Genomic DNA, 25,254 nt, shown 5'->3' on the forward strand with positions numbered 1-25,254 from the left:
GTTCGAAGGACTTTATTATGACAACATATCAACGCGAAACAGATACACTTTCTACTCTTTGCCAATCTCAAGGCAGTGCATGGCATGCAATTAACCCTGAATATGCAAGTCGTATGCGTTTGCAAAACCGTTTTCGTACAGGAATTGAAATTGCACAATACACAGCAGACGTAATGCGTGAAGATATGGCAGCATACGATGCAGATACAAGCCAGTACACACAATCTTTAGGGTGTTGGCACGGTTTTACTGCACAGCAAATGATGATGGCAATTAAGCGCCACCAAAAAACGACAAAACGCAGTTATGTCTACTTAAGCGGCTGGATGGTTGCCGCACTTCGCTCTGCATTTGGCCCGCTACCAGATCAAAGCATGCACGAAAAAACATCGGTACCTGCACTAATTGAAGAAATTTACACATTTTTAAAACAAGCCGATGCACGTGAACTAGACCACTTATTTAACGATTTAGACGACGCCAAAGCAAACGGCGGTGATGTGCAAGCTGTTATTGATAAAATAGACAACTTTGAAACTCATGTTGTGCCTATTATTGCTGACATTGATGCAGGTTTTGGTAACGAAGAAGCCACTTATTTACTGGCTAAAAAAATGATTGAAGCTGGCGCATGTGCCATTCAAATAGAAAACCAAGTATCTGACGCCAAACAATGTGGTCACCAAGCGGGTAAAGTAACTGTACCGCATGAGGATTTCTTAGCAAAAATTAATGCGGTACGATACGCCTTTTTAGAGCTCGGTATTGATAACGGTATTATTGTGGCACGTACCGATTCATTGGGTGCCAGCCTTACGCAAAAGGTACCTGTATCGAAAAGACCTGGTGATTTAGCAAGCCAATACAATGCATTTTTAGAAACCACGCCAATTAACGGTATTGATGACTTAAATGAAGGCGATACGGCAATGAAAATTAATGGCCAGTTATGTAAACCAACTCGTCTAGATAACGGTTTATTCCAATTCCGCGAAGGCACTGAAAAAGACCGTGTTGTACTAGATTGTATTACTAGCTTGCAGTCTGGCGCTGATTTACTGTGGATTGAAACAGAAAAACCGCATGTTAAACAAATTGCAGAGTTGGTAAATCGCGTTAAAGAGCAGGTGCCAAATGCAAAACTGGTATACAACAATTCACCTTCGTTTAACTGGACGCTTAAGTTTCGTGAGCAAGTTTATCAACAGTGGGCTGATGAAGGTCGCGATCTTAGTGCTTATCCAAGCATTGGCGATAATAAAGCCCTTATGGCACCAGAAATGGATGCAACAGAACTTGCACAAGCAGCTGATTTATTAGTGCAAAACTTCCAGCGTGATGGCGCACGTGAAGCCGGTATTTTCCATCACTTAATTACTCTGCCTACCTACCATACAGCGGCGCTAAGCACTGATATTTTATCAGAAGGTTACTTTGGCGATATGGGGATGTTGGCTTATGTACGTGATGTTCAGCGTCAAGAAATCCGTCGTGAGCAAGCATCTGTTAAGCACCAAGATTTAGCGGGCTCTAATATGGGCGATACGCACAAAGAATACTTCTCTGGTGATAACGCGCTAAAAGCCGGTGGTGAAGACAACACCATGAACCAGTTTTAATTCCTAACTAGATAGTGTTACTCAAGGGCCTTAAGGCCCTTTTTTATTGCTTTAAATAAAGTTAGAACATTGAAGCATAATTACAGATCAGACTTTAACTAGCCAAATCATGTTGGATCACTATTTAACTACCTGAGTGAATGTACGGATCAGAGTTTAACTAACCTCTCATAAAACGGCATTTTTTAAGTGATTTTGCTGTAAATATCTTTTACAGCGACCTAAAAATGTGGATAAGTGACTGATTTTTGCTTTAATCGGCAAACTTAGCGAATTCACAAACCGATTTTTTACTAACTTCTCGTTGCTATAAAACAAAATTTTACTAACTAAGAGGTTATAAACAGTGACCCAAACCGGTTTTTTACCAACTCAAGTAATAAAAAATGCTATAAACCGAAATTTTACTAACTGAATTATTAACTAAGTCCGATATTTAATTGTCATAGAAGTGTAAAGGGGGTTTACAGTTTGAATACTACCGCAGTAAATACAAAAGCCACTTGTTTGAAGTGACTTTTATTTAAGCTATAAATTTATTATCCAGAGTTTATTTAGTGTGTTTATCAAACCACCATTGAATATAAGCAACCTTAGTCATTAAATTAGATGGGCGAGCTGTAATACCATGTGATGCATTAGGAATTCGCACCATTGCGGTATCAACGCCTTGTAGTTTTAGTGCTTGATAAAACTGTTCAGTTTCTGAAATTGGTGTCCGGTAGTCAGATTCACCAGTGAGCAACATAGTAGGAGTTTTCACACTACCAACATAGCTAATCGGTGAGCGCTTCATATAATGCTCAATGTGATCCCATGGTTTTCCTGGAAACCAGTAATCAGCAAAAAACGGGTAAAAATCGGCAGTTAGTACAAAGCTGATCCAATTAATAACAGGCTTAGCAACTACAGCTGCAGCAAAGCGATCGGTATGACCTACAATCCATGCAGTTAATACACCGCCGCCAGAGCCACCGGTTACAAACAATTTAGACTCGTCAATAAAGCCTTTCGCTATTACTGCATCAACGCCAGTCATTAAGTCATCAAAATCGTTACTTGGGTAATTATGATGAATGGTTTGTGCAAATTCTTTTCCGTATGAATTACTACCACGTGGGTTCATATATAAAACGACATTTCCTTTTGCTGCAAAAAGTTGAATCTCGGTGCTAAAGTGTGGACCGTAATTAGCAACTGGGCCGCCGTGAATTTCTAGTATTAGTGGGTATTTTTTGCTGCTATCAAACTCTGGCGGGTAGGCAATCCATCCCTGAATCGGGAGTTCATCGTGGCTCGATTTAATCCATATTTCTTCAACCTTGGCAAGTTGCTTATTGCCTAGTGCATCTTTATTAAGGGTTGTTAAGCGCTGCGCATTACCACGTTTAATTGTTGCTATATCTGAAGGGCGCTGGGTGTCAGCAAGGGTAAAGGCGACTTCACCGTCTTCGCTCACATCAAAGTCGCCGCCAGAATAAGGGCGGCCAAAGGCAACGCTGCCAATTTGCTCTGTAATTATTTTACGTTTACCGTTGCGTGGTTGATAGGCAAGCGCCGTTTGACCCTTATCGTCGTAACTAAAGTAAAGACCTTTTGAATTTGCACTCCATTTTATTTGACCTACGCTGCGATCAAAATCAGGCGTTATACTTGTCGTGTTAGCTGTTTTTAAATCGCGAATATAAAGCTGAGTATTTTCGTAGTTAGTGCGTTTATCATCGTAACCTGTGTACGCTAAGTAACGACCATCAGGAGATACTTTAGGCTGTTCGTCAGGGCCATTGCGGTCGGTAATTGCGGTTATATTTTGTGAGGCTAAATCAAGTTGATAAATTTCACTGTTCGTGGGTTTTAGCTGGTAGTTTTCATGTCTATTTGCAGAAAAATAAAGCGACTTGCCGTCTTTACTAAAACTTACATCACCGGCGTTATTAAATTCATCATGGGTGAGTTGTTTAGCGTTACCGCCGTTAGCGTCTATGGTAAATAGCTGATTAAAACCCTTTTGTGTATAACCGCCACCGTCTGAACGATAATAAACATCATCAATAAACTTGGCGGGCTCTGCCCACGTTGCTCCTTTTGGTTTGCCTGGTAAGCTTACTGGCGCAGAAGTAGCGCTTGGAACAAACATGCTAAATATTAATTGGTTAGAATTAGGGCTCCAAGTGATTGCACGTGGGCTGCTGGTTAAGTTGCTAATTTTTGCCATAGCACCTGTTTTAAGCCATTTAATATATATTTGGCTGCTACCATCGCGGGTTGATATAAACGCAAGCCTTTCACCATCAGGTGACAGTACTGGCGAATAATCCATATGAATGCCAGAGGTTAATGGCTGCATTTGTTTTGTTTTATAATCAACGGACCAAATATTACCTACTTTACGATCTGTTTTTATGTCCATGCGATTACGTACAAAGTAAATAGTTTTACCATCTTCGGTTATGTCTATTTGATTGGCGTACTCTAAATTGAATACATCTTGTAATTGTAGTGTGTTTGTTTCAGCGTAGGCTAAGTTGCTACAGCCTAAAACGAGGCTAAGTGTTAAAAGTTTTTTCATTTTTATCCCTGTTGTGATTTTACTTTTGTTAATACAGTTATATGTTAGGTAAACAAGGATTAATAGACGGATGCGATGAAACTCTAAATTTTATCTGTGAGTTAAAGCTGTAAAGGGGGTTTACAGCTTATAATTTAAGGTTGTGTGAAAAGCCTAATTGGCTGAGTTACAAAGCGCTTTAATCTCTTTTATAAGTGCGATGCCATCGGCATTATCGCCATGTACACATAAGCTATGTGCATTAAGCATTAATTTTTTTCCTGTTCGTGTTGTCACGCTACCATCGGATAAAAGTTGAGTAACTTGTTCTAATAAAGCTATTTTGTTGTGAACGCTTCCTTGCAGTTTTCGTGAAACTAGCTGCCCGTCATCGTTATATTGCCTGTCGGCAAATGCTTCGAGTATTAGCTCAACGCCTAAGTCTTTAGCTATTTGAGTATGCTTATGGGTATTTTCAGTGGCTAAAATCATTAATTTTAAATTGCTAGGGTAATTAGCAATAGCACTTATAACGGTTTGTAATATTTCCTCGTTATTCATCATATCGTTATAAAGCGCGCCATGTGGTTTTACGTAGCTAAGAGTTAAACCTTGTATTTTTGCCATGCCTTCAAGGGCAGCAATTTGGTAGTGTAGGCAATTTGTAAGCTCTTTTTCGCTAAGCACCATTGAACGTCTACCAAAACCCTGCAAATCTGGGTAGCTTGGGTGAGCGCCAATTTGTACATTATGCTGTTTGGAAAGCGCCAGCGTGTTTGCCATTACATCGGCATCGCCGGCATGAAAACCACAGGCAATGTTAGCCATATCAATATGTGGCATTACGTCATCATCAAGGCCCATTTTCCATGCACCAAAACTTTCTCCTAAATCACAGTTAAGTTTCATATTAGTGCGCTTCTTGCGGTTTTATCGTGACAGGTAATACGCCGTTAGCAGGCGATTTCCCTAATAGTACTTTCGCAAGCGCTGTAAAAGCAGGGCCCGCTACCATATCGTCTTTATCTACATCAATATTGTATGCATATGATGCGAGCACAGCATTGGCATAATCGCCAAATTCGGCAATATCGTAAGGCGCTCTGAGGCTTATAAATACAGTGTTTTTATGTTTAGTTTTAGCAAAGTTGAGTAATGATTTAAGGGCTTTTGGTTGCTCTGCATTATTAAGTGCAAAATTAGGATCGTCTTTTAAATCGTCCATACCGCCAATTTCTACCGCACTTTGATTGGGCGTGGCATTACCAGCAATGATCACGTCGGCAGTAGTAATATCTGCATGTGCTTGTTGTGGATTAAATCCTTGGAGACTACTACAGGTATAGTTGAGCTTTTTATCACTTATAGCTTCAATCGCTTGCTGCATTGCCATGCATTTACGTGTGTCAGGCATAATAATATGCACATGCTGACCCGATTTAAGATTAAGCGGTAAAGTGTTTTGTTTATTTTTAACTTGCGTTATTGCCTCTACAGCAAGCTGCGCTTCTATGTCACGATGTGCTGCACTGCCAATTGTTTGCTTTGCATTTATGAGTGCGTTGATAGGGTCAAAATGAGTACTTAACTCAAATTTGTTTTTAAGTAAAACGATACGCTGAGCCGATTGTGATATTTCCTGCTCATTTAGTTGTTTTGCTTTGACTGCGTCAACAAGCCTTTTAATCAATTCATCTAATTTTATAAAATCGTCTGGTGTTCTAATTTCAATAGGCATCAGAGCTATATCAACACCTGCTAAAAATGTATTGATCACCGCTTGAGTGGGTGTGAAAAAGTGGCTAATACCTGCCATATCAAGTGCATCCGTTATTACAACACCCTGATAATTAAGCTCGCCTCGTAAAATATCAGTAATGATTTTACGTGACATAGTCGCGGGCTTTATCATCGTTTTACCATCAACACTTACAAACGTGGTGCTATCAAGGGCTGGGTATTGAATATGCGCCGTCATTATCATACCAGGGTTTTGTTTGGCGATAATGTGTTTAAACGGTGCTAAATCTTGCTCATAAATAATCTCTTTAGAATGGTTTACTTTGGGTAAACCTGTATGGCTATCTACGTTTGTATCGCCGTGCCCAGGGAAGTGTTTTAACGAGGTGATAACACCGTTGTTTTCAAAGCCTGCAACCTGCGCAGCGCCAAGTTCAGCTACTATTGCAGGGTTCTCTCCGAATGAACGTACGTTTATAACGGGGTTGTCAGGGTTCATGTTTACATCAACAGTCGGGCCGTAATTTACGTTTATACCTAAAGTACTCAGCTCTTTAGCAATGACAGTGGCTGTTTTAGTCGCAAAGCTTACTCCGTGTTTTTTATATGTAGCACCAATCGACATATTACCTGTAAATGAGGTGGCGACATCACGTGGTAGTCTAGCGACACGTCCGCCTTCTTGATCTATTGATATGAATAACGGCAGTTTACTACTGGATTGGCTTGCTGCAGCTTGTAATTGGTTATTAAGGGTAATTATTTGTTCAACTGATTGGGTATTTTCAGAAAATAAAATAACACCACCAATATTATGCTTTGTAATTGCCTGTGCAAGCTCGTTTGGTAATTGAGTTAAAGGTGTTCTGCATTGTTTACTGCTGCCTTGCTCACAAAAATAGCGAAGATCAACCATAAGTTTTTGGCCAAGTTGTTGCTCAAGAGAAAGTACAGGTTTAGCAAAGGAAGATTGTAATGGCATTAAGCACCCAGATAAAAAAACGATAGACGATACAACATACTTATTTAGCAAAACTGACTCCAAGGCTAAATAAAATAGATAAGTATATGCAGCTTATCTACTTTTTGAAGCAACTGCAAAGCCATACAGAAGGCGTTTTTATAAACCTTGTTTTTAACAACTAATTTGTATATGTGGAAGCATATTTGGCACGCTGTTATTGAGCTGAGCGTTAATATTATAAACGTGCTTCAGTCGCTCTGCGGTCAACACTTCCTCAGGAGGGCCCGTTGCTTCAATTACACCGTTATTAATCATGTAAATTCTATCGGCAAAACTTGCCGCTAATGATAGGTCATGGATCACTGCCACAACACCGGCACCTTGTTGTGCAATATTTTTGGCTTGAGCCATTACATCGTACTGATGAAAAATATCTAAGCTTGATGTTGGCTCGTCGATGAGTAAGTAGGCCGGTTTATTTATTTTTAAAGTAGGTTGAATTTGGCACAGCACGCGGGCTAGCTGAACTCGTTGCTTTTCTCCGCCTGAGAGTTGCGTAAAAGTATGATCTTTTAAATGCGTAATGCCAAGCGCCTCAATGGCTTGGTTTGAAAATTCCTTCAAAGTTTGTCGGCTATATTGCATTTGATGAGCAAAGTGAGACATATCAACAACTTCGCTTACTGTGAATGGAAAATCGAGTTCATAATTTTGAGTTAATACGGCGCGGCGCGTAGCTAAATCTTCAACTGTGTATGTATGCAATGGTTGCTCGTCAAGCAAAATACTGCCTTGTGTCAGTTTAATGTCGCCACAAAGCGCTTTTAATAACGATGACTTACCAGCGCCATTAGGACCAATAATGACAATGACTTCTTTTGGTTTTACGTAAAAATCAACATTATTCAGTAAGTATTTTAAGCCGATTTGTGCAGAGATATTGTTAGCACACAGCATTAGTGACTCCGTTTTTTGTATGTTTTTAATAGCATTAGTAAAAAGAATGGACCACCGATTGCACTCGTTATTAAACCAATTGGAAGTTCAGCGGGTAGCATCACAGTACGTGCAAATAAATCGGCAAAGCTTAGTAATAATGCCCCACCTAATATACTTGCGGGCATTAAGTAACGGTGATCGGGTCCTAATATTAATCTCACAATATGAGGCACTATGAAGCCTACAAAGCCAATTATGCCAGTAATTGATACCGCAGCACCTGTGCAAAGGGCAGTGCAAATAAAGACCTGTTTTTTGAGACGTGTAACATTTATGCCTAAATGTTTAGCTTGTGCTTCGCCAAGTAAATATAAGTTGAGTGGTTTAGCTAAGCGCATTAACAGCGAAATACTAATGACAATAATACAAAGGGATGGCAGCATCATTGCAAAATGGTTGCCAGCAAGCGAGCCCATACTCCAAAACGTAAGGTCCCGAAGTTGCTGCTCGTTACTAATTAAAGTGAGCCCACCAATAAATGAACCAACTATTGCATTTACGGCTATTCCTGCAAGCAATAAGCTAATAATAGTAAACTGGCCACTGTGCGCACTTAATCTATAAATAAACGCACATACAGCAATACAGCCCAAAAAAGCGCCTATAGGCACAGCGTAAACGCCAAAAGTGTTACTAAAATTAGTAAATAGACTGGTGCCCAATACTATGGTTGCTACCGCGCCAAGTGCAGCACCACTGGATACGCCAATTAAACCAGGATCGGCTAATGGATTTCTAAAAATAGCTTGCATAGCAGCGCCACACGCAGCCAAGCCTGCACCTACCACCATTGCTAATACAATACGTGGTAAACGAATTTGCCAAATAATTGCATTTTTTAAACTATCACTTTCAAGATTGTTAATAATGGCGATTATTTCACTAAAACTTAAGTTAACCCCACCTTGACTAAGCGCCGTAAAAAACATTAAAACACAGGCTATGAGTAAACACGGGATCGCCATTTTGCGCTGTTTATGCCCTGTGAGCATGGTACTGCCTAATGCAAGCATGTTGATTACTCGCTTAATTCAGTTGTTGTCTGAGAGGTTTTAGCAAAGCGAAACTTATAACCAGTAGGCAGTTGAGTACTGGGGTGTAATACGCTGGCAAGTTCAACTACGGCCTGCGGAGTACGTGGACCCATACCCAATAAGTAACTGCCATCAAAACTATATACTTGTTTATTTTTTGCTGCGTTAGAGAACTTAAAATGAGCTAATTTGGCTATGTCGGTAAGAGGGTCATCACCATGACGGCCCATCGTTATAATTGCATCGGGGTTAAATGCTAATGCAGCTTCGGTTGAAAGTGGTTTCCAGTTATCTAAGTGCTTTGCAGCTATATTAATGCCGCCAGCAGCATTAATTAACTCATTTGCAGAGGTATGCGCCCCAGCAACAATAGGTTGTCCACTGCGAACGCTTAAAACAAAGAGCACGCGAGGTTTATAATCAGATTGTGATAAAACATAGCGTAGTGCATCTCTATCGGCTTTTAGGCTGTTTGCTAAAGTGTGGCCTTTAGCAGGTACATTAAGCAATTTTGCAATATGATTAATTTTATTCTCTATGGTTAAAAAGTTATCTTCCTCTGAGAGAATAACCATATTTACGCCCGTACTTTGTAGTTGCGAGACGACTTTTTTTGGCCCAGTGTCGGCTTCCCCTAAAACAAGATCGGGCATTAAAGAGAGTATGCCTTCAGTGCTTATCTTTCGTACGTAACCTATTTGCGGCTTTAGTGTTGCAGCAATAGGAAACACGCTAGTGCTGTCGACTCCTACAATGCGATCTTGTTCTTCAAGTGCATAAATTATTTCGGTTATTGAACCACCAGATACTACGACTCTTTGCGGGGTAGGTTCTAATGCTTGAGATATGTTCGTAGTGATTAAAAAGCTAGCGATGACTAAATATGTAAATAGGGGTTTCATAACAAATCCGATATTGATACCATTGGTTAATGCAAATAATAACAGTTATCATTTATATTTAAAAGATATGAAATTTACTATTTTTATCATTCTATCTGGGTTTTTCCACTTTATTGGTTTGTTTATTCAACCCGAGACGCACACCCCTATTACGTTTTTACAGGGGCAAAGAGCCGATAAAGTCTCAATTAATCTGATTAATTCACAAGTCGCGATAAGCAAAAGCCTCTTGGTAAAAGCAAGCGAGCAGCCCCAAGCTGTAATTGAGCCTACAGCGAGTACAATGTTTTCAGGTCAAAGGCGGCACGTTAGTAAAACAACAAAGCCAGATAGCAAAATTATAAGCAAATCGGTTATAAATAAGCCGCCTCGTAAAATAAAACCACAAACAAAGAAAACAGTTAATCAGCAAACAGTCGCCAAAAAGAAACCTGTGCAGCGGAAACCTTCAAAAACAGCAGCAAGCGTTAAGGCTGACTCTTTAAAAACGCCGACACAGATGGCTTCTGCAGCTGAGTTAAGTAAACAAAATTCAGCGACCAGTGAACTAGTGAACATTGCAAAGCTACCTTTATTTAAAGCCCCAAAACCTACTTTATCTTATCCATTACGTGCAAAGAAAAGAGGTTATGAAGGTGTCGCCATGTTGCAAATAGAACTAAATAAAAATGGAGAAATAGCCAAGCTTACGCTGATCAAAAGCAGTGGTTTTGTAGAGCTTGATCAGGCTGCACTTAATAATGTGGCGCAATGGCAGTTTTACCCTGTATTAAAAAATAGCCATCCAGTAAAAGCATTGTTTAGTGTGCCAATTAAATTTTCGTTAAACGTATAATTAAGAGTGATCGTATGAAATTTGTATTTAATGCCATTGGCATAATGGCTTGGCCGTTATTATGTTTATCGATAATTGCACTGGCTATTGTACTTGAGCGCAGTTTCGTAATGCTCGTTGCTAAGCTGCAGTTACAGCAACATAAAGCTGGGCACAGTCAATTTGCAAAGGCGCTTAAGAGTAAACAACAACAACCAAGCGAACAGCGTCTGCAGTGGTGCCAGTTGTACTTACAAGATTGTCTAGTTAACTGGCGTAAGCGTTTAAATATACTTAGTTTACTTGCTTCTTTAAGCCCATTAATGGGCTTATTAGGAACTGTGTGGGGATTAGTCCTTATGTTTAAAAATATAGCACAAACAAATCAAGCTGTTACCCCTGCATTACTCGCCGATGGACTATGGGAGGCGATGTATTCGACTATGGCTGGATTAGTTATTGCTATTCCATGCTTATTAGCAAGTGGCTTATTAAATGGCATGTTGGATGCTCTACAAAATGAATTTACACGTGTTATTAATCATCTAAATTATACCTTTACATTTAATGAATGCCCGCATGCTTGAGCTGCCCAAAAATAATTCAACCCCCCCTTTATTACCTGATTTAACAGCCTTATTAGATGTGCTGTTTATTTTGTTGGTGTTTTTGCTACTCACTGCGGCAGTAAAATTAAATATGCTTGATGTAACTCTCCCTGATACAGGAAAAAATACCAGTACGCCGGTACAGCAATCTGATGTGCAAGTGTTGAGTGTACGTATTCATAATAAAAAAACACAATATGGATTTGACCACCAACTCTATGACTCGTTAAGTAGTGCTATAACAGCATTAAAAGCAGAAAAACAAGATATCCCACTTTATTTAGCCGTTGATGAGCAAGTACCAAGTGGTGAGCTTGTTGTGCTATTGGCCGCTTTGTCGAGAGAGAAATACCAAGTTGCAAATATTTTAGTTAAAAGCGAGTGATAATGATTATCATTTGAGTTTTATTTTGTTATAGTGCAGCGGCTTGAGACTACTAGGGCCTGTTGACCTTTCAGGATTAAAATTTGTTCAATCTAGGGGCGATTTAATCGCGGCGTGAGGTTTGTAACCTATGGGCTAAGTAAAAACCGAGCAACAAAGAGTAAATTGCCCCTAGGCAGAACCCTTCGGGCAGCGCATGTTTGGCATTTATGCTGCGTTATCGCCTATTTATGGGGAGTAACCACACACCATAGGCTCTGCCTTGCCTAAATACCAAACAGACTGCTGCAAATTTAACCTCGAAAGATAAACAGGCCCTAGGGGCTATGTCTTAAGCATAAAGTAATAAAATATGGCCGACCAGCCGTGTTTAAACAAAATAAAACTATTATACGGAGTAAATTATGCGCCTTTCAAAACTGGCTTTATGTATTGCCAGCGTTTCAATGCCTCTTATGGCTGCTGAGATAAAAGTAATAGACAGCTTAGACAATCAAATTCCAATCACCACCCTTGATGCAGTAACCGTTACGGCAACGCGTACCGCCAAATCAGCCTTAAACTCAGCTCAAGCCGTTAACGTAATTACACAGCAGCAAATAGCACGGGTACTTGCAAGTACTGTGTTTGATAGTCTTATTAATGTGCCAAATGTTACGTCAACGGGTGGCCCAAGAAGCGGAGGCCAAAAGTTTAGTGTGCGCGGTTTTAGTGATGCAGAAGATGTATTAATAAGTGTTGATGGTGCAATTCAAACATTTGAAAAATATCGAATGGGGAGCTTTTTTTCTGACCCCGAACTTTACCGCTCAGTAAGCATAAAGCGCGGACCAAGCACCGTGTTACATGGTGGTGGCGCTTTAGGTGGTGTAGTAGAAATGGAGCTTAAAGATGCAAGTGACTTTTTAGCACCTAACGAAAAAGCGGGCGCTAAAATTAAGCTTGGTCACCATGGAAATAATAACGAAAAGAATGGTGCAGTATACGCCTACGCAAGACCTACAGAATCGCTTGATGTCGTTGCAGCCTATGTAAAACGAAGCAGTGATGATTTTGAATTATCTAATGGGAAAACATTGGATAACTCAGCAATTGAAGCTGAATCGCTACTATTAAAAGGCGAATACTATTTAAATGAAGACTCGTTAATTGGGCTTTCATACACAAAAAGTGAAGACAGCCAACGGACTGAATTTAATACCACGGATCCTGGTGCGTGGGGCACAGTTTATAGAACGATAGATCAATCGGTTACTAATTTAAGTTATGAGCTCAACCCTGCACATAACCCGTATGTTAATTTAAATGCCCGTTTTGGGTATAGTCAAAGTCAAGTGACAGAGAGCGATGGTTTAGGTACATTAAAAGATTTTATTGGCATTGCCTCTAATTATGAATACAACATAGCAACATTAGATATTGCAAATACCTCTGTTTTTAATAAGCATACATTAACGTATGGGATTCAGTATTCAGATAAAGAGCGAATCGGTACAAAGCTCAGTTATCCTTGCCTTAATCTAAATAGGCAAACGTATCAGTGTGTTGAATACGCAAATAACGCGGTACAAGCTGAAATTACTTCTCAGCCAGGAGGTACTCAAAAGCGCTTAGGTGTGTATATTCAAGATGAATTTACGTGGCAAGATCTGACGCTTACAGGGGGTCTTCGTTTTGAGAAATATAAGACAACAGCAACCAGCTGTTTTAACCAAATATTTAATAATCTAGATACTCAAGCCGAACACTCTCAAGTTGTCCCCGCTGTTACGGCTAACTATCAAATAAACAAAATGTTCGCTATTTTTGCAAGTTACCAAGAAGGCTTTAGAGCGCCGCTAATTGACGAGCTATACGACCAATACAGCGGTCGTAATCCTGCTTTAGGTTTAGAAATAGAAAATAGCACGAATAAAGAAGTTGGCATGAGCTACCAAACAGCGAATGTATTGACTAGTAGAGACGCACTAACTGCTCGCTTCATTTATTTTGATATAGATGTAAATGATGAAATTCAATCAAACACGAATAGCGCTACAAACCCTGCACCAGCGCCACGCTATAGCAATATTGGTGACAATCAACGTGATGGCATTGAGTTTGAGGTTAATTATGCGCATACCCTTGGTTATGCCAACTTTTCTTATAGCCGTATTTCTGGTGAAAACGAAAACAATAAACCTTTATGGTATTTACCTGCCGACAAGCTTGCACTAAGTGTTGGTTTACACTTTTTTGACGATACCATTAAAACCGGTTTGAGAATTCAAAATGTAGACAAACGAACAGTGCTCATTAATGGCGTAGAGCAGCAACACAAAGACTATACGCTAATAGGTATGAACGCGAGTTGGGATATAAACAAAAGCTGGAGCGCACGAGTTGCAATTGATAATTTATTCGATAAAGAATATCAGGTAATTGCAGGTACAGGTGGTGGAGTTGGTGAGTACGGTATTGGTCGTAACATTAAAACACAGATTAGCTTTAAATTTTAAGCTGCAGCAGCATGTAAATGTTGCTGCATTTTTAGGAGCACATAATGAACACATTATTTAATCAATACCAAGCTTTAAAAGCAGAGCAGCCTACTATTAGAGCTGTTGACGCTGCTTTAAAGCTAAATACCACCGAGGCGCAATTAGTTGCAGCTCAAGTTGGTACTAATGCAATTAAACTCGACATAAATCATATTGAAAGCATTCTCAAAGGCTTAAAAAAGCTTGAGCATGTTATGGCAATGACCCGAAACGAACTGGTGATTAATGAAATTAAAGGGTGTTACGAGAAATTATATACATCAGAACGTAATGAGCAAAAAATGGCAATAGCCATAAACCCTGGCGGAATTGACTTAAGATTATTTTTGTATAAATGGGCGAGTGTATTCGCCGTTAAGCTAAATAATATGGTGAGTATTCAGTGCTTTGATAAATATGGGCAAGCCGTTCATAAAATTTTTAGCACTGAGCAAACAAACCTAGCAGCATACGAAGCATTAATTAATAAATACAGTGATTGCGAACAAAGTAATGTGTTAGCAATAGAGCCAAAAATTGTAAAAGCTTTAACATTTAAGCCTCAAGAAAATATTGATCTGGCAGGGTTTTTAGACGCATGGGAAAACCTGCAAGATGTACATCACTTCCCCGCATTATTAACCAAATTTGATGTATGTAGAACACAGGCCCTTGAAATAGCTCAACCTCATTGGGCACAAGAAATACTCCCAATAAGCCTGCCTTATATATTTGAAACGTTAAAAAAACAGCAAAATGAGGTAATGATTTTTGTTAATAATGATGCCGCAGTGCAAATATATTCAGGCACACTAAATAATTTAAAGCAAGTTGGCCCATGGTATAACGTGCTTGATGAGGGCTTTAATTTACATGTGAGGAGTGATGATTTTGCTCGTGCATTTGTTGTAAAAAAACCAACCGATAATGGTGACGTTGTTGTTCATTCTATCGAGTTTTTTGACAGCTTAGGTAACACAGTACTGACATTGTTTGGCCGCAGAACCGAAGGTAATAAGCAATCAAATAAATGGATTACTTTGTGTGAGCAGCTTTGGCAACAGCGCTTAGTCGCCTGAACTAGACAAAGCTAAATAATAAATCTAGGGCTGTTTATATTAAGGTTCAATTAATAGCAGTGTACTTAGTTGCTGAGCAAAGCCACGCTTATATCGTGTGGCTACTTTCTATAAATAGACGACCAACAGTGCACAAAAGTTAAACTTTGGGTTCGTTCTAGAGGTTTTTTGAGTTTAGTAATTAGATTATAGGGCATTAAGCAGTTATAATTGTTGGTATAATATACAAAAAGGTACACACATAATTGTTTGTACTGTGGGCGATACGCATTTGTTATACAAATTACTACCTGCTTTAAACCTTAGATTTCTTATTTTATTGTTAGCACTTACTGCTTCTGTAAGCACACTTGTGAGTAGTTTTCATTCTACTTATCAGGTGCAAAAAGAGCAGCTAATGAGCTACACATTAAAAAGTAACTACGCTTATGCTAATAAACTAGCATCCGCAACCGATAACTTTTTAGAGGCAGCAATGCAGCAATTAGCTTATTCAGCTAAAAAAATAGAGCTGAGTATAAATAATGATGCGCTTTTGCAAGAAGAAGTAACAAGACTAAATTTACAAACAAATAGCTTTAACTCAGTGGTTATTAATAAACGCGGTATTATTGCTGCCACCTCACCTGATTTACCTCAAATTATCGACAAGCCAATTTATTCAACAGGGGCCTTACAAGCCTTAGAGCAGAGACAGCCACTAATTAGTGAGCCCTATATGTCGGCTGCGGGAAATTTGATTATTTCTATTTCATACCCGCTATTTAATTTACAAGGTGATTACTTAGGTTACGTAGGTGGAACTCTTTATTTAAAAGAGCGCAACATTTTAAATAGCCTGCTTGAGCAGCACTATTATAAAGAAGGAACCTATATTTATGTGGTCGATGCAAATAAGCGCTTACTTTATCACCCAGATCATGAACGTATTGGCACTTATATCGCTAATAATGCCATTATAGATAAAGTGGTTGCAGGAGAAAGAGGCACTGCTACGGCTTTAAATAGTCAGGGTAATGAAATGCTTGCTGGTTTCGCGCCTGTTGCACAAACGCAATGGGGAATTGTTGCTCAACGACCAGTTAAGACCACACTTGCATCGCTTGATTTATTAATAGTTGAGGTAATCAAACGTACGTTGCCTATGGCTATTATTACGTTTATTTTAATTGGATTGTTTGCTCACTTTATTTCAAGGCCTTTAAAACAACTTGCTGAAGGCGCCACTACGCTGGATGATCCAAATAGTCTTACAAAGTTGAAAAGTATTAAATCATGGTATTTTGAAAGCCAAAGGTTAAAACTTGCCATGCTCAAAGGAGTGAATATTTTGCAAATGCAAATAGGACAACTTCGTTACGATGCGCAAACAGATCCCTTAACCGAAACTCATAATCGTAGAAGCTTAAATGGTTTGCTCAACCAGCTTATGCTTAAACAAACACCCTTTGCAATCTTAGAAATAGACATCGATTTTTTTAAACGTGTAAATGATACCTTTGGCCATGCTAAAGGTGATGAAGCGCTTAAAGCACTTACCAGCATTATAAAAAAGTTATCTCGAAAAGACGATATTGTAGCGCGTATTGGTGGTGAAGAGTTTGTGCTCGTATTACCGAATGAAAACAGTGAAAGCGCGTTTAATATAGCAGAGCGATTACGAATTACTGTTGAATCCACAAGTATGGAAACCATTGGATTTATAACTATATCTATAGGTATTGCAACTTGGCCTGAGCATAGCAACGACATAGATCAAGTGTATAAATGTGCCGACAAAGCGCTATACCATGCAAAAGAACATGGTCGAAACCAGTGCGTTGTTGCACAAATAAGTTAAGTCACCTGATCACAAAGCCTCTGAATTAATACAGAGGCTTTTTATTTTATTAAATTACCTTCCTTAAGTTTTCTTTAAGTTTCGCTCGCTAAATTCTAAACATACACTTTATATGAGCGATGTTTATGCAATTAGCACAATTACCTCCATCACCCGATTTCATAGAAAATAATTCACGCGTTGTTAGTGCAGGGCTCAACGATAAGCACCGTAAAGCGCTAGAAGATACCGTTAAAGAAGGTTTTTTAGTTGCTTATAACGCAACGCTCACATCTTTTATGCCACTACTTAGCCAGTACACTACACGCGAAGGGAAATGCACTTTAGGATTAAGACAAGCCATGGCTCCTTTATTTATAGAGCAGTATTTAGCTGAGCCTATTGAACACTTTTTACCAGAGCATACACAGCGCGATAAGGTATTTGAGCTTGGCAACTTATGCTCAACACACCGAAAAGCCACTCTTGGGCATTTTATTGTGGTTAATGAAGCGCTGCAAAGTGTGGGGGCCAAGTATTTAGTATTTTGTGCTACTAAAAAAGTGCGCGCATTACTGCGTTTGCTCGGTGTTAATTGCACTGAAATTGCAGTCGCGAATAGTTTTGTTGTTGAGCATCCATTAAATTGGGGGAGTTATTACGCTAACCAACCAACAGTATGTGTTGTGAGTTTAGAACAAGCGCATCAGCAAGTGCTAAATACACCTATGCTTTATAGTTTAATGCAGCAAAATCACACTGAAATTAACTCGCTTATGAATGCATTGGTGAATGTATGAGCATTTACGATACGCAAGCAAACACGCCTATTATTGTTGCTCATCGCAGTGATAAAACACAAAGTATTAGCGGCGTTGAGTTCGACCAACAAGTAAAAGAGTTAGCAAATTCGTTACATGATTTTAGCGGTCAGGTTGTTGCATATAAATTAGATAACACACCAGCCTGGTTAGCTTTAGATACTGCGACAACGTTTGCTAACAAAGTGGCCGTGCCTATTGCTCACTTTTTTAGCGAGCAACAAACGCATTATATATTGTCGCAATGCGGCGCTAATTTATTTATTAGTGACACTGCGAACCACTCTTTGGGCTCGCCCACCATATCTATTACTGTGTTTGAATTTTATACGTTATATATTTATGAAATAGCTGCTGTAAAATCAGTTAGTTACTTTGCCGGAACACAAAAAATAACCTTTACATCAGGCTCTACTGGGCAGCCTAAGGGAGTCTGTTTATCGGCAAATAGTCAAATTCAGGTAGCTCAATCGCTTTGCGATAAGATTAATCTTAAAAACCCTGTTCATTTATGCCTATTACCGCTTGCTGTATTACTTGAAAATATAGCGGGTGTGTATGCCCCTTTAAAAAGTGGTGGCACTGTTCATGTAATGCCACTTAGTAAGCTTGGCTTTGTTGGGTCGGCATTAAAAAAACCAGCCCAGCTTATTGCTGCTATTGATAACGTTCAGCCAAATACGCTGATCTTAGTGCCTGAGCTATTAACATGTTTGGTTGCTTTTGCTGAGCAAGGTTGGCAGCCACCAAGTTCATTACAATTTATAGCCGTTGGTGGTGCGCTTGTGAGTGAAATGCTAATCGCAAAAGCGCGTCGTTTAAATTTACCGGTATACCAAGGGTATGGTCTATCTGAAGCCGCATCGGTTGTCAGCTTAAACACGCCAACAAACGATAATCTTCACAGTGCAGGAACAGTGCTTCCACACCTTCAAACCAAAATTGAAGACGGCCAGCTGTTCATAAAAGGTGAGATATTTTTAGGTTATTTGAATCACCCACCGCATGATAAAAACCACTGGTATGCCACCGGTGATCTAGTCGAACAACGTGACAATACTTTATTTATTAAAGGCCGCCTAAAAAACCTAATTATTACTAGCATGGGGCGTAATATCAGTGCCGAATGGCCTGAGTCACTATTACTAAGCCAAAGTGGCATATTACAAGCCGTTGTGTTTGGAGAAGGGAGGCCTTTTTTAACAGCCATTATTTACGCCGATACAAAGCTAAGTAACCCAGTGTTAGCGCAATATATTAACGCAATTAATAAACAACTACCCGATTATGCACGTATTCAAAAATGGCATCGTTTAGCGGCTCCGTTGAGTGTGCAACAAGGGTTATTAACTACAAATAATCGCCCAAAACGAGATGCCATAAGTAAGCAGTACCATGATGTGTTTGAGCAATTTTATCAATTTGGAGAAGTAATTAATGAGTGATTTTTTTAACATCCTTAAAGAGCAAACGACGCAAGAGCAAGATTACTTACTCGCAGCGCCTATTATTCAGCGAGTTTTTAAAGGCGAAGCATCACTTGAAGAATACGCCTCGTTTTTAGCACAAGCGTATCACCACGTTAAACACACCGTGCCGTTAATGATGTCTTTAGGAGCACGATTAACCGACGATCAAGAATGGCTGCGCGAAGCCGTCGCAGAATATATTGAAGAAGAAATTGGCCACCAAGAATGGGTGCTTAACGATATTGCAGCCTGCGGATTTGATAAAGAAAGCGTACGGTGTAGTCAGCCACAATTTGCCACTGAAATGATGGTGTCTTATGCGTACGACTCTATTGCTCGTAAAAACCCATTGAGCTTTTTTGGTATGGTACATGTGCTTGAAGGGACGTCCATTGCACTTGCTGATGGCGCGGCTTCAAATATTGCAAACGCAGTGGGCTTACCTAAAAAAGCATTTAGCTATTTAACGTCCCATGGGGCGCTTGATGTAGAGCATGTAAAGTTTTTTGAAAACCTTATGAACCAAATAACAGACGAGGCAGATCAACAAGCCATACTTCATGGGGCAAAGCGCTTTTATCGTTTATATGGCGATATATTTCGTGGTTTGGATGATGAGCCTTTTTTTAAAGCCAATATACAAGGCAAGCAGGCATGAGTAGCTCTTTGTGTTTATTAACTGGCGCTACCGGTGGAATAGGACAAGCAATTGCTAAAGCCCTATATGCAAAAGGGTGGAAGTTACTCCTTGTTGGGCGAAATGCTCAAGCTCTTGAAAAACTCAGTGCTACATGCCCAGACAGTGAAATATTTATTGGCGATTTAACCGACGATACAACACGCATTCATTTAGCTGTAAAAGCAAAGCAATTAGGCGGCGTTAAATTGCTAATTAACAATGCCGGTGTTAATGCAATGCAAAGTCTTGAGCACACAAGCTCTGAGCAAATAGACAATATGCTAAGTACCAATTTGTCGGTGCCTATTAAATTATGTCAGCTATTTTTGGGGCAGTTGCAGTATACCAAAGGCACCATTGTTAACGTGGGATCATCGTTTGGCAGTATCGGATATCCGTATCAAACGCTTTATTGCGCGAGTAAATTTGGTTTACGTGGTTTTACAGAGGCGCTTTCGCGCGAACTAAACGGTTCGGGTGTTAAAGTCGCTTACCTAGCGCCAAGAGCCACTGACACCACCATTAATAGCAGCAAAATCCGTGCGCTGAATAAAGAGCTCGGTAATAAAATGGACTCGCCAGAATTAGTTGCCAGAGAATTGCTTGCACTTCTTGATTCTAATCAGACACGGCGTTTTATCGGCTTTCCTGAAAAATTATTTGTACGCATTAATGGCGCTTTCCCACGTATTGTAGATAACGTCATTGCAAAACAACTACCTAAAATAAAACGTTTTTTAAGTTAAAAATAGATGAACAACGAGGATAAAATTATGTATAAAATGACCTTAGCATTATATTTAGTATTCACGAGTGTATTTACTGTATCGGCCTATGCTGGCGAATCGCAAGATTTAGTCGCTATTCAACAGAAGTGGGCTATCGCTAATTATGAACTTAAAGATGACGCGCAAATAGATGCGTTCACGCAATTAAGTGAGCAAAGTGCGTTATTTGTTAAAAACTACCCAAATTTGGCACAAACGCATATTTGGAATGGCATTGTGTTAGCTAGTTTTGCAGGTGCAAAAGGCGGGTTGGGAGCACTTGGTTTAGCAAAAGAAGCAAAAACGTCACTCGAACAGGCGCTCTCAATTGACGGTACAGCACTCGATGGCTCAGCATACGCAAGCCTTGCAACGCTTTACAGTAAAGTACCTGGTTGGCCAATTGGTTTTGGTGATGATGACAAAGCTGAAAAATTATTTAAACAAGCACTCGCTTTTAATCTCGAAGGCATTGATACTAACTACTTATATGGTGAATACTTGTACGATGAAGGCGATTACAAAGAAGCGAAAGCACGTTTGCTAGCAGCCCAAGCTGCGGGTATCCGTGATACTCGCGCTAAAGCAGACAAATATCGTCAACAAGCAATAAGCCAGCTATTGGCAAAAGTAGACAAAAAACTTAAAAGATAAACGACACAATGCATTTATTACTCGTTGAAGACGATCATTTAGTGGCGCAAGGGCTTATTCGCTCTTTGCGCCAAGAGGGCTATAGCGTAGAGCATAGTGGCACAGTAAAACACGCCCTAGAATGCCTTTCTAGTGGTGAAATTGAACTCGTTATTCTCGATTTAGGGTTGCCAGATGGTGACGGTTCACTGGTTTTAAAGCATATTAAAGCACAAAAAAAAGTAATTCCAGTGGTCATTTTAACCGCTCGCGGCAGTATAGACGACAAAGTGCAAGGTCTTGATATGGGCGCTGATGATTACCTTGCAAAGCCGTTCGACCCTGCAGAGTTATTTGCTCGACTACGTGTGGCAAGTCGACGCGTTAATCAAACTCAATCGAGTTTACTGCAATGCGGGGAGGTGGTCATAGACAGCTCTGCTCATACGATGACACTCAATGGAGAGTCACTGACATTACCGCGTAAAGAATACATGCTTTTAAAAGCGTTAATGGAAAACCAAGGTCGTGTGCAGTCAAAACAACAACTCGAAAACAAACTTTACCAATGGGGTGAAGAAGTCGGCTCTAACGCGATAGAAGTACACATTCACCACCTTAGAAAAAAATTCCCTAGCGACTTTATTAAAACCTTACGTGGCATTGGCTACGTGGTTGGCAAGCGCTAGAGCGTGTTTATCTTTCGAGGTTGAAAATGTCTATTCGTAAACGTCTGACCTTAATTTTACTGTCTATGATGGTGCTTACGTGCTTTTTAGCATTAGTAAAAGGCTATCAAAAAAGTATGCATCATGGTGAAAACTTGCTTGATGATGAGCTTAAAATAGTTGCAGGGGTTTTAATTGAACAGCCATTAGCAATAACCACAAGTGCAGTGCAAGTAAGTAATAACAGCGCTCAATTGTTGTATCAAATTTGGCAAGGTACGACATTGCTTAGCGGCTCGATGAGTTTAACGAATAACCAAACCAGTTTTAACGAAGGTTTTCAAACTGCCAACATAGCAGGGCAACGTATGAGGGTCTTTGTATTAAATAAACATGCACGCAAAGTGATTGTGGCCGAGCCAATGGCAAAACGATTTGAGCTTGCTGAAGCTGTTATTTTATCGGCAATGTTACCTATGTTGTGGGCAGTCCCTTTACTTGCTATTTTTATCAGCTTTTTTGTTAAATATGCTCTTGCACCACTTACTCGACTCTCGAAGCAATTGGCCCTTCGTCAAGCGAATGATTTTACGCCAATTAACTGGCAAGTGACTGATGAAGAAATTAAACCCGTTATTAATCGCTTAAACGACTTATTTAAACGGGTAGAAACCGCCTATTTAAGAGAGCGTTTTTTTGCCTCAGATGCAGCGCACGAATTGCGTACACCGCTTAGTAGCTTAAAAATAAATGTGCATAATTTAGCAAACAAACAAAACGTGCTGCAAAATAATGAAGAGCTACAAGCGATGTCGCAAGGTATTAATCGCTTGAGTAATATTGTCGAGCAAATGCTGATTTTAGGACGTACTCAACCAGAGCAGTGGCAAAAACAGTTTAGCGAGCAATCCTTACTAGCGATTACACAACAGGCTGTGTCGGAGCAATACGACAAAATAGATGCTAAAAATCAGACTATTTGCCTCGAAGGTGACGACTTTATAATTAACGGAGATGAATTTACTCTCACTACGCTTATCTCTAATTTACTCAGCAATGCTATAAAGTACACGCCTGATAATGGTCAAATTATTATTAAATTAGCATCAAGTAGCACAGGCTTTAGTTGGCAAATAGATGATTCGGGATCAGGCATGACTGAGGAGCAAAAAGAGCGAGTATTCAATCGTTTTTACCGAGTGGGTGGCGATCAGCACCCCTCAGGCGAGCAAGGTGCAGGTTTAGGCATGGCAATCGTGCAGCACATCATTGCTATTTATGATGCAAAAATAAAATTAAAAGATAGCCCTCTGGGTGGATTGAGAGTGAACGTTACTTTTACAGGAGCTCAATGTGACTAAACGCTTACTTAATCAATGCATGTTCCTTTTATTGTTGTTGTCGCTTAATGCTAAAAGTAAAGAGTATCTTATAGTTTTAAAAGATCACTTGTTTTATCCCTCGCAAATTATTATTCCGGTGAATAAAAAAGTAAAATTATTAATAGAAAATCAAGATAGTACGCCAGAAGAGTTTGATAGTTTTGATCTAAATAGAGAAAAAGTACTCTATCCAAACCGTAAAAGCGTGATTTATATAGGGCCGTTGAGTAAAGGGCATTACGAATTTTTTGGTGAGTTTTCACCAAATACAGCAAGAGGCGTTGTTATCGTTAGCAATGAGGGGACGCAGCATGCTGATAACTAGTTTAGTAATGAGCCTCAATCAATTACTACCTGTGGCTATTTTATTAGTATTACTGCAAGTAGTTGCAAAGCAAAGTAGGGCGCAGGTGTGGTTTGCTTTAGTAATTGCTGCAGTAATGTCATTTTTGTACATGCAAAGTGCGTCGTGGGTGAGTCAGTGGTTTGAACATCAAGGCTTAGAATATTCACAAATAGGGCTTTGTGTTAGTGCATTTGTTGCTGCTCTCGTATTTGCTATAAAGCAAAAAACAGCCGCATTTTATGTCGCAGTGATAAGTACAACAACATTATATTTAAGCCATTATATTATTTATCTCACCAGTTTTTGGCAAAACAGCGATGTGGGCCAAAGCTTGTTTATTGGCACTTTATTAGGCGTTGGGATTTGTTTGAGCTTTAGCGTTTTACTGTATTTTTTTATGAACGCAATTAAACAGCGCTTTGGTATTTACCCGCTGTTAGTGTTACTTGCTTTAAATAGTGCCGCTAAGTTATTAGTAGCGTTGGATTTAGCAAGCCAAATAGATTTAATAACAAACACTGCAACAGTATGGGATTTACGTGACATATTAAGCGAAAACTCTGAGCTGGGCCGTGTTCTGCGTGCTCTTGTGGGTTACGAGGCAACGCCTGATTTTATAAGCGTACTTATTTATAGTATGAGCAGCACATTATTTTTATCATTTTGTTACTTTATTCCGGCATCAATAACTGAGGAACGTGTATGAAAGCAATCAACCTATATTTAGCACTTATTTTTACTGCTTTTTGTTTGTTGTTATTGCCATATAAAGCAAATGCAGATGGTATTGTTGTTGATAAGGTATACCACCCGTATGTGTTACCTTTTGAGCGTGAATTTGAGTGGCGATTAGTGTCGCATCAAACAGATAGTGGCAACTTGTTAGCGCAACGCCTAGGTATGGGGCGGGCTATAAACGATACAATGGCGCTTGAGGGATATTTAGTTGGTGAGCGAGATGATAATGGTGACTTTGGTCTTGAGGCCTACGAGCTTGAACTACGCTGGCAATTAATTGAACAAGGTAAGCTATGGGCCGATTGGGGCGCACTATTTGAACTTGAGAAAAAGCACAACGAAGATATATACGAAGCGACATCAGGTTTTGTAATCGAAAAAGAATTTGGTAAAACGAGTGTTACCATGAATGCCTTTTTAGTCTATGAGTGGGGGCAAGATATAAAAAATGAATGGGAAACAGAGTTCAGAGCGCAGTATCGCTATCGTTATCGCTCTGCCTTTCAGCCAGCGCTCGAATTATATGTGGGGGAAGATTTTGTTGGTATTGGTCCTGGGTTTATAGGGTTGCATAGGTTTGCAGGCCAAAAACAATTAAAGTGGGAAGCTGGTTTTATTTCTGAAATAAGCCAATCAGAAAAGAACCATAGCTTTAGGCTCGCGCTAGAGTTTGAATTTTAAGAATAAAAAAGTGATAAATGTTTATTATTCAGTAGTGGAT

The 25,254-nt window shown here is 39.6% G+C and carries 23 protein-coding genes; 17 read left to right on the top strand and 6 right to left on the bottom strand.

All coding sequences use genetic code 11. The features are described 5' to 3' along the window. The first annotated feature begins 17 nt into the window (after positions 1–17). Entirely contained in the window at positions 18–1,619 is a 1,602-nt protein-coding gene (locus PALI_RS16815) for an isocitrate lyase (RefSeq protein ID WP_193156795.1), read from the top strand. A 550-nt stretch (positions 1,620–2,169) separates the two neighbouring features. On the opposite strand, the gene PALI_RS16820 is transcribed toward PALI_RS16815, so the two are convergent. From PALI_RS16820 to PALI_RS16845, 6 genes are all read right to left on the bottom strand, one after another. Further along, positions 2,170–4,188, bottom strand: a complete 2,019-nt coding sequence (locus tag PALI_RS16820) for a S9 family peptidase (protein ID WP_193156796.1) — start codon at positions 4,186–4,188, stop codon at positions 2,170–2,172. Positions 4,189–4,341: 153 nt separating this feature from the next. Further along, positions 4,342–5,076 (bottom strand): 5-oxoprolinase subunit PxpA, encoded by a 735-nt coding sequence (locus tag PALI_RS16825; protein ID WP_193156797.1) that lies wholly within the window; start codon positions 5,074–5,076, stop codon positions 4,342–4,344. A 1-nt stretch (position 5,077) separates the two neighbouring features. Next, complete coding sequence (locus PALI_RS16830; RefSeq protein ID WP_193156798.1) at positions 5,078–6,889, bottom strand: glycoside hydrolase family 3 protein; 1,812 nt, start codon at positions 6,887–6,889, stop codon at positions 5,078–5,080. Between the two features lie 153 nt (positions 6,890–7,042). Then, positions 7,043–7,828 (bottom strand): heme ABC transporter ATP-binding protein, encoded by a 786-nt coding sequence (locus PALI_RS16835; protein WP_077535410.1) that lies wholly within the window; start codon positions 7,826–7,828, stop codon positions 7,043–7,045. Beyond that, complete coding sequence (locus PALI_RS16840) at positions 7,828–8,883, bottom strand: FecCD family ABC transporter permease (protein WP_077535411.1); 1,056 nt, start codon at positions 8,881–8,883, stop codon at positions 7,828–7,830. The genes PALI_RS16835 and PALI_RS16840 overlap by 1 nt, the downstream gene beginning before the upstream one ends. Before the next feature lie 5 nt (positions 8,884–8,888). After that, positions 8,889–9,806: a heme/hemin ABC transporter substrate-binding protein gene (locus PALI_RS16845; RefSeq protein ID WP_077535412.1), complete on the bottom strand. Its 918-nt coding sequence runs from the start codon at positions 9,804–9,806 to the stop codon at positions 8,889–8,891. A gap of 67 nt (positions 9,807–9,873) precedes the next feature. On the opposite strand from PALI_RS16845, the gene PALI_RS16850 reads away from it, so the two are divergent. The 16 genes from PALI_RS16850 to PALI_RS16925 all read left to right on the top strand — a co-directional run bounded on the left by PALI_RS16850 (position 9,874) and on the right by PALI_RS16925 (position 25,214). Then, entirely contained in the window at positions 9,874–10,641 is a 768-nt protein-coding gene (locus tag PALI_RS16850; RefSeq protein WP_167368301.1) for an energy transducer TonB, read from the top strand. Positions 10,642–10,655: 14 nt separating this feature from the next. Next, positions 10,656–11,207, top strand: a complete 552-nt coding sequence (locus tag PALI_RS16855; RefSeq protein WP_193156799.1) for a MotA/TolQ/ExbB proton channel family protein — start codon at positions 10,656–10,658, stop codon at positions 11,205–11,207. Further along, a complete protein-coding gene (locus PALI_RS16860; protein ID WP_077535415.1) occupies positions 11,200–11,613 on the top strand; it encodes a biopolymer transporter ExbD in 414 nt (137 codons plus the stop codon). Before PALI_RS16855 ends, PALI_RS16860 begins: the two co-directional genes overlap by 8 nt. A 404-nt stretch (positions 11,614–12,017) precedes the next feature. Next, a complete protein-coding gene (locus PALI_RS16865) occupies positions 12,018–14,111 on the top strand; it encodes a TonB-dependent receptor domain-containing protein (protein WP_193156800.1) in 2,094 nt (697 codons plus the stop codon). A gap of 44 nt (positions 14,112–14,155) precedes the next feature. Beyond that, positions 14,156–15,211 carry a hemin-degrading factor gene (locus PALI_RS16870; protein WP_193156801.1) on the top strand — a complete coding sequence of 352 codons (1,056 nt, stop codon included), beginning with the start codon at positions 14,156–14,158 and terminating at the stop codon, positions 15,209–15,211. Between the two features lie 352 nt (positions 15,212–15,563). After that, positions 15,564–17,051 carry a sensor domain-containing diguanylate cyclase gene (locus PALI_RS16875; protein WP_455430561.1) on the top strand — a complete coding sequence of 496 codons (1,488 nt, stop codon included), beginning with the start codon at positions 15,564–15,566 and terminating at the stop codon, positions 17,049–17,051. A gap of 125 nt (positions 17,052–17,176) precedes the next feature. Then, positions 17,177–17,830 carry a thermostable hemolysin gene (locus PALI_RS16880; RefSeq protein ID WP_193156802.1) on the top strand — a complete coding sequence of 218 codons (654 nt, stop codon included), beginning with the start codon at positions 17,177–17,179 and terminating at the stop codon, positions 17,828–17,830. Next, positions 17,827–19,296: an AMP-binding protein gene (locus PALI_RS16885; protein ID WP_193156803.1), complete on the top strand. Its 1,470-nt coding sequence runs from the start codon at positions 17,827–17,829 to the stop codon at positions 19,294–19,296. The genes PALI_RS16880 and PALI_RS16885 overlap by 4 nt, the downstream gene beginning before the upstream one ends. Next, entirely contained in the window at positions 19,289–19,978 is a 690-nt protein-coding gene (locus PALI_RS16890; RefSeq protein WP_193156804.1) for a TenA family transcriptional regulator, read from the top strand. Before PALI_RS16885 ends, PALI_RS16890 begins: the two co-directional genes overlap by 8 nt. Next, the gene (locus PALI_RS16895) at positions 19,975–20,745 is read left to right on the top strand and encodes an SDR family oxidoreductase (protein ID WP_193156805.1); all 771 of its coding nucleotides are present in this window, start codon (positions 19,975–19,977) and stop codon (positions 20,743–20,745) included. The genes PALI_RS16890 and PALI_RS16895 overlap by 4 nt, the downstream gene beginning before the upstream one ends. A gap of 27 nt (positions 20,746–20,772) precedes the next feature. Then, entirely contained in the window at positions 20,773–21,420 is a 648-nt protein-coding gene (locus PALI_RS16900; protein ID WP_193156806.1) for a tetratricopeptide repeat protein, read from the top strand. Between the two features lie 8 nt (positions 21,421–21,428). Continuing rightward, positions 21,429–22,088, top strand: a complete 660-nt coding sequence (locus PALI_RS16905; RefSeq protein ID WP_193156807.1) for a response regulator — start codon at positions 21,429–21,431, stop codon at positions 22,086–22,088. Positions 22,089–22,114: 26 nt separating this feature from the next. After that, positions 22,115–23,428: an ATP-binding protein gene (locus PALI_RS16910; RefSeq protein WP_138585572.1), complete on the top strand. Its 1,314-nt coding sequence runs from the start codon at positions 22,115–22,117 to the stop codon at positions 23,426–23,428. Further along, entirely contained in the window at positions 23,421–23,774 is a 354-nt protein-coding gene (locus tag PALI_RS16915; protein ID WP_138585573.1) for a cupredoxin domain-containing protein, read from the top strand. Before PALI_RS16910 ends, PALI_RS16915 begins: the two co-directional genes overlap by 8 nt. Continuing rightward, complete coding sequence (locus tag PALI_RS16920) at positions 23,761–24,501, top strand: iron transporter (protein ID WP_193156808.1); 741 nt, start codon at positions 23,761–23,763, stop codon at positions 24,499–24,501. Before PALI_RS16915 ends, PALI_RS16920 begins: the two co-directional genes overlap by 14 nt. Continuing rightward, positions 24,498–25,214: a hypothetical protein gene (locus tag PALI_RS16925; protein ID WP_193156809.1), complete on the top strand. Its 717-nt coding sequence runs from the start codon at positions 24,498–24,500 to the stop codon at positions 25,212–25,214. The genes PALI_RS16920 and PALI_RS16925 overlap by 4 nt, the downstream gene beginning before the upstream one ends. Positions 25,215–25,254: the final 40 nt, after the last annotated feature.

Source organism: Pseudoalteromonas aliena SW19 (genome assembly GCF_014905615.1).
Taxonomy (GTDB): Bacteria; Pseudomonadota; Gammaproteobacteria; order Enterobacterales; family Alteromonadaceae; genus Pseudoalteromonas; species Pseudoalteromonas aliena.

Bases quoted from the DNA above. Each gene is read 5' to 3' on its own strand.
- PALI_RS16815 (WP_193156795.1), top strand. From the start codon at position 18: ATGACAACATATCAACGCGAAACAGATACACTTTCTACTCTTTGCCAA.
- PALI_RS16820 (WP_193156796.1), bottom strand. From the start codon at position 4,188: ATGAAAAAACTTTTAACACTTAGCCTCGTTTTAGGCTGTAGCAACTTA.
- PALI_RS16825 (WP_193156797.1), bottom strand. From the start codon at position 5,076: ATGAAACTTAACTGTGATTTAGGAGAAAGTTTTGGTGCATGGAAAATG.
- PALI_RS16830 (WP_193156798.1), bottom strand. From the start codon at position 6,889: ATGCCATTACAATCTTCCTTTGCTAAACCTGTACTTTCTCTTGAGCAA.
- PALI_RS16835 (WP_077535410.1), bottom strand. From the start codon at position 7,828: ATGCTGTGTGCTAACAATATCTCTGCACAAATCGGCTTAAAATACTTA.
- PALI_RS16840 (WP_077535411.1), bottom strand. From the start codon at position 8,883: ATGCTTGCATTAGGCAGTACCATGCTCACAGGGCATAAACAGCGCAAA.
- PALI_RS16845 (WP_077535412.1), bottom strand. From the start codon at position 9,806: ATGAAACCCCTATTTACATATTTAGTCATCGCTAGCTTTTTAATCACT.
- PALI_RS16850 (WP_167368301.1), top strand. From the start codon at position 9,874: ATGAAATTTACTATTTTTATCATTCTATCTGGGTTTTTCCACTTTATT.
- PALI_RS16855 (WP_193156799.1), top strand. From the start codon at position 10,656: ATGAAATTTGTATTTAATGCCATTGGCATAATGGCTTGGCCGTTATTA.
- PALI_RS16860 (WP_077535415.1), top strand. From the start codon at position 11,200: ATGCTTGAGCTGCCCAAAAATAATTCAACCCCCCCTTTATTACCTGAT.
- PALI_RS16865 (WP_193156800.1), top strand. From the start codon at position 12,018: ATGCGCCTTTCAAAACTGGCTTTATGTATTGCCAGCGTTTCAATGCCT.
- PALI_RS16870 (WP_193156801.1), top strand. From the start codon at position 14,156: ATGAACACATTATTTAATCAATACCAAGCTTTAAAAGCAGAGCAGCCT.
- PALI_RS16880 (WP_193156802.1), top strand. From the start codon at position 17,177: ATGCAATTAGCACAATTACCTCCATCACCCGATTTCATAGAAAATAAT.
- PALI_RS16885 (WP_193156803.1), top strand. From the start codon at position 17,827: ATGAGCATTTACGATACGCAAGCAAACACGCCTATTATTGTTGCTCAT.
- PALI_RS16890 (WP_193156804.1), top strand. From the start codon at position 19,289: ATGAGTGATTTTTTTAACATCCTTAAAGAGCAAACGACGCAAGAGCAA.
- PALI_RS16895 (WP_193156805.1), top strand. From the start codon at position 19,975: ATGAGTAGCTCTTTGTGTTTATTAACTGGCGCTACCGGTGGAATAGGA.
- PALI_RS16900 (WP_193156806.1), top strand. From the start codon at position 20,773: ATGTATAAAATGACCTTAGCATTATATTTAGTATTCACGAGTGTATTT.
- PALI_RS16905 (WP_193156807.1), top strand. From the start codon at position 21,429: ATGCATTTATTACTCGTTGAAGACGATCATTTAGTGGCGCAAGGGCTT.
- PALI_RS16910 (WP_138585572.1), top strand. From the start codon at position 22,115: ATGTCTATTCGTAAACGTCTGACCTTAATTTTACTGTCTATGATGGTG.
- PALI_RS16920 (WP_193156808.1), top strand. From the start codon at position 23,761: ATGCTGATAACTAGTTTAGTAATGAGCCTCAATCAATTACTACCTGTG.
- PALI_RS16925 (WP_193156809.1), top strand. From the start codon at position 24,498: ATGAAAGCAATCAACCTATATTTAGCACTTATTTTTACTGCTTTTTGT.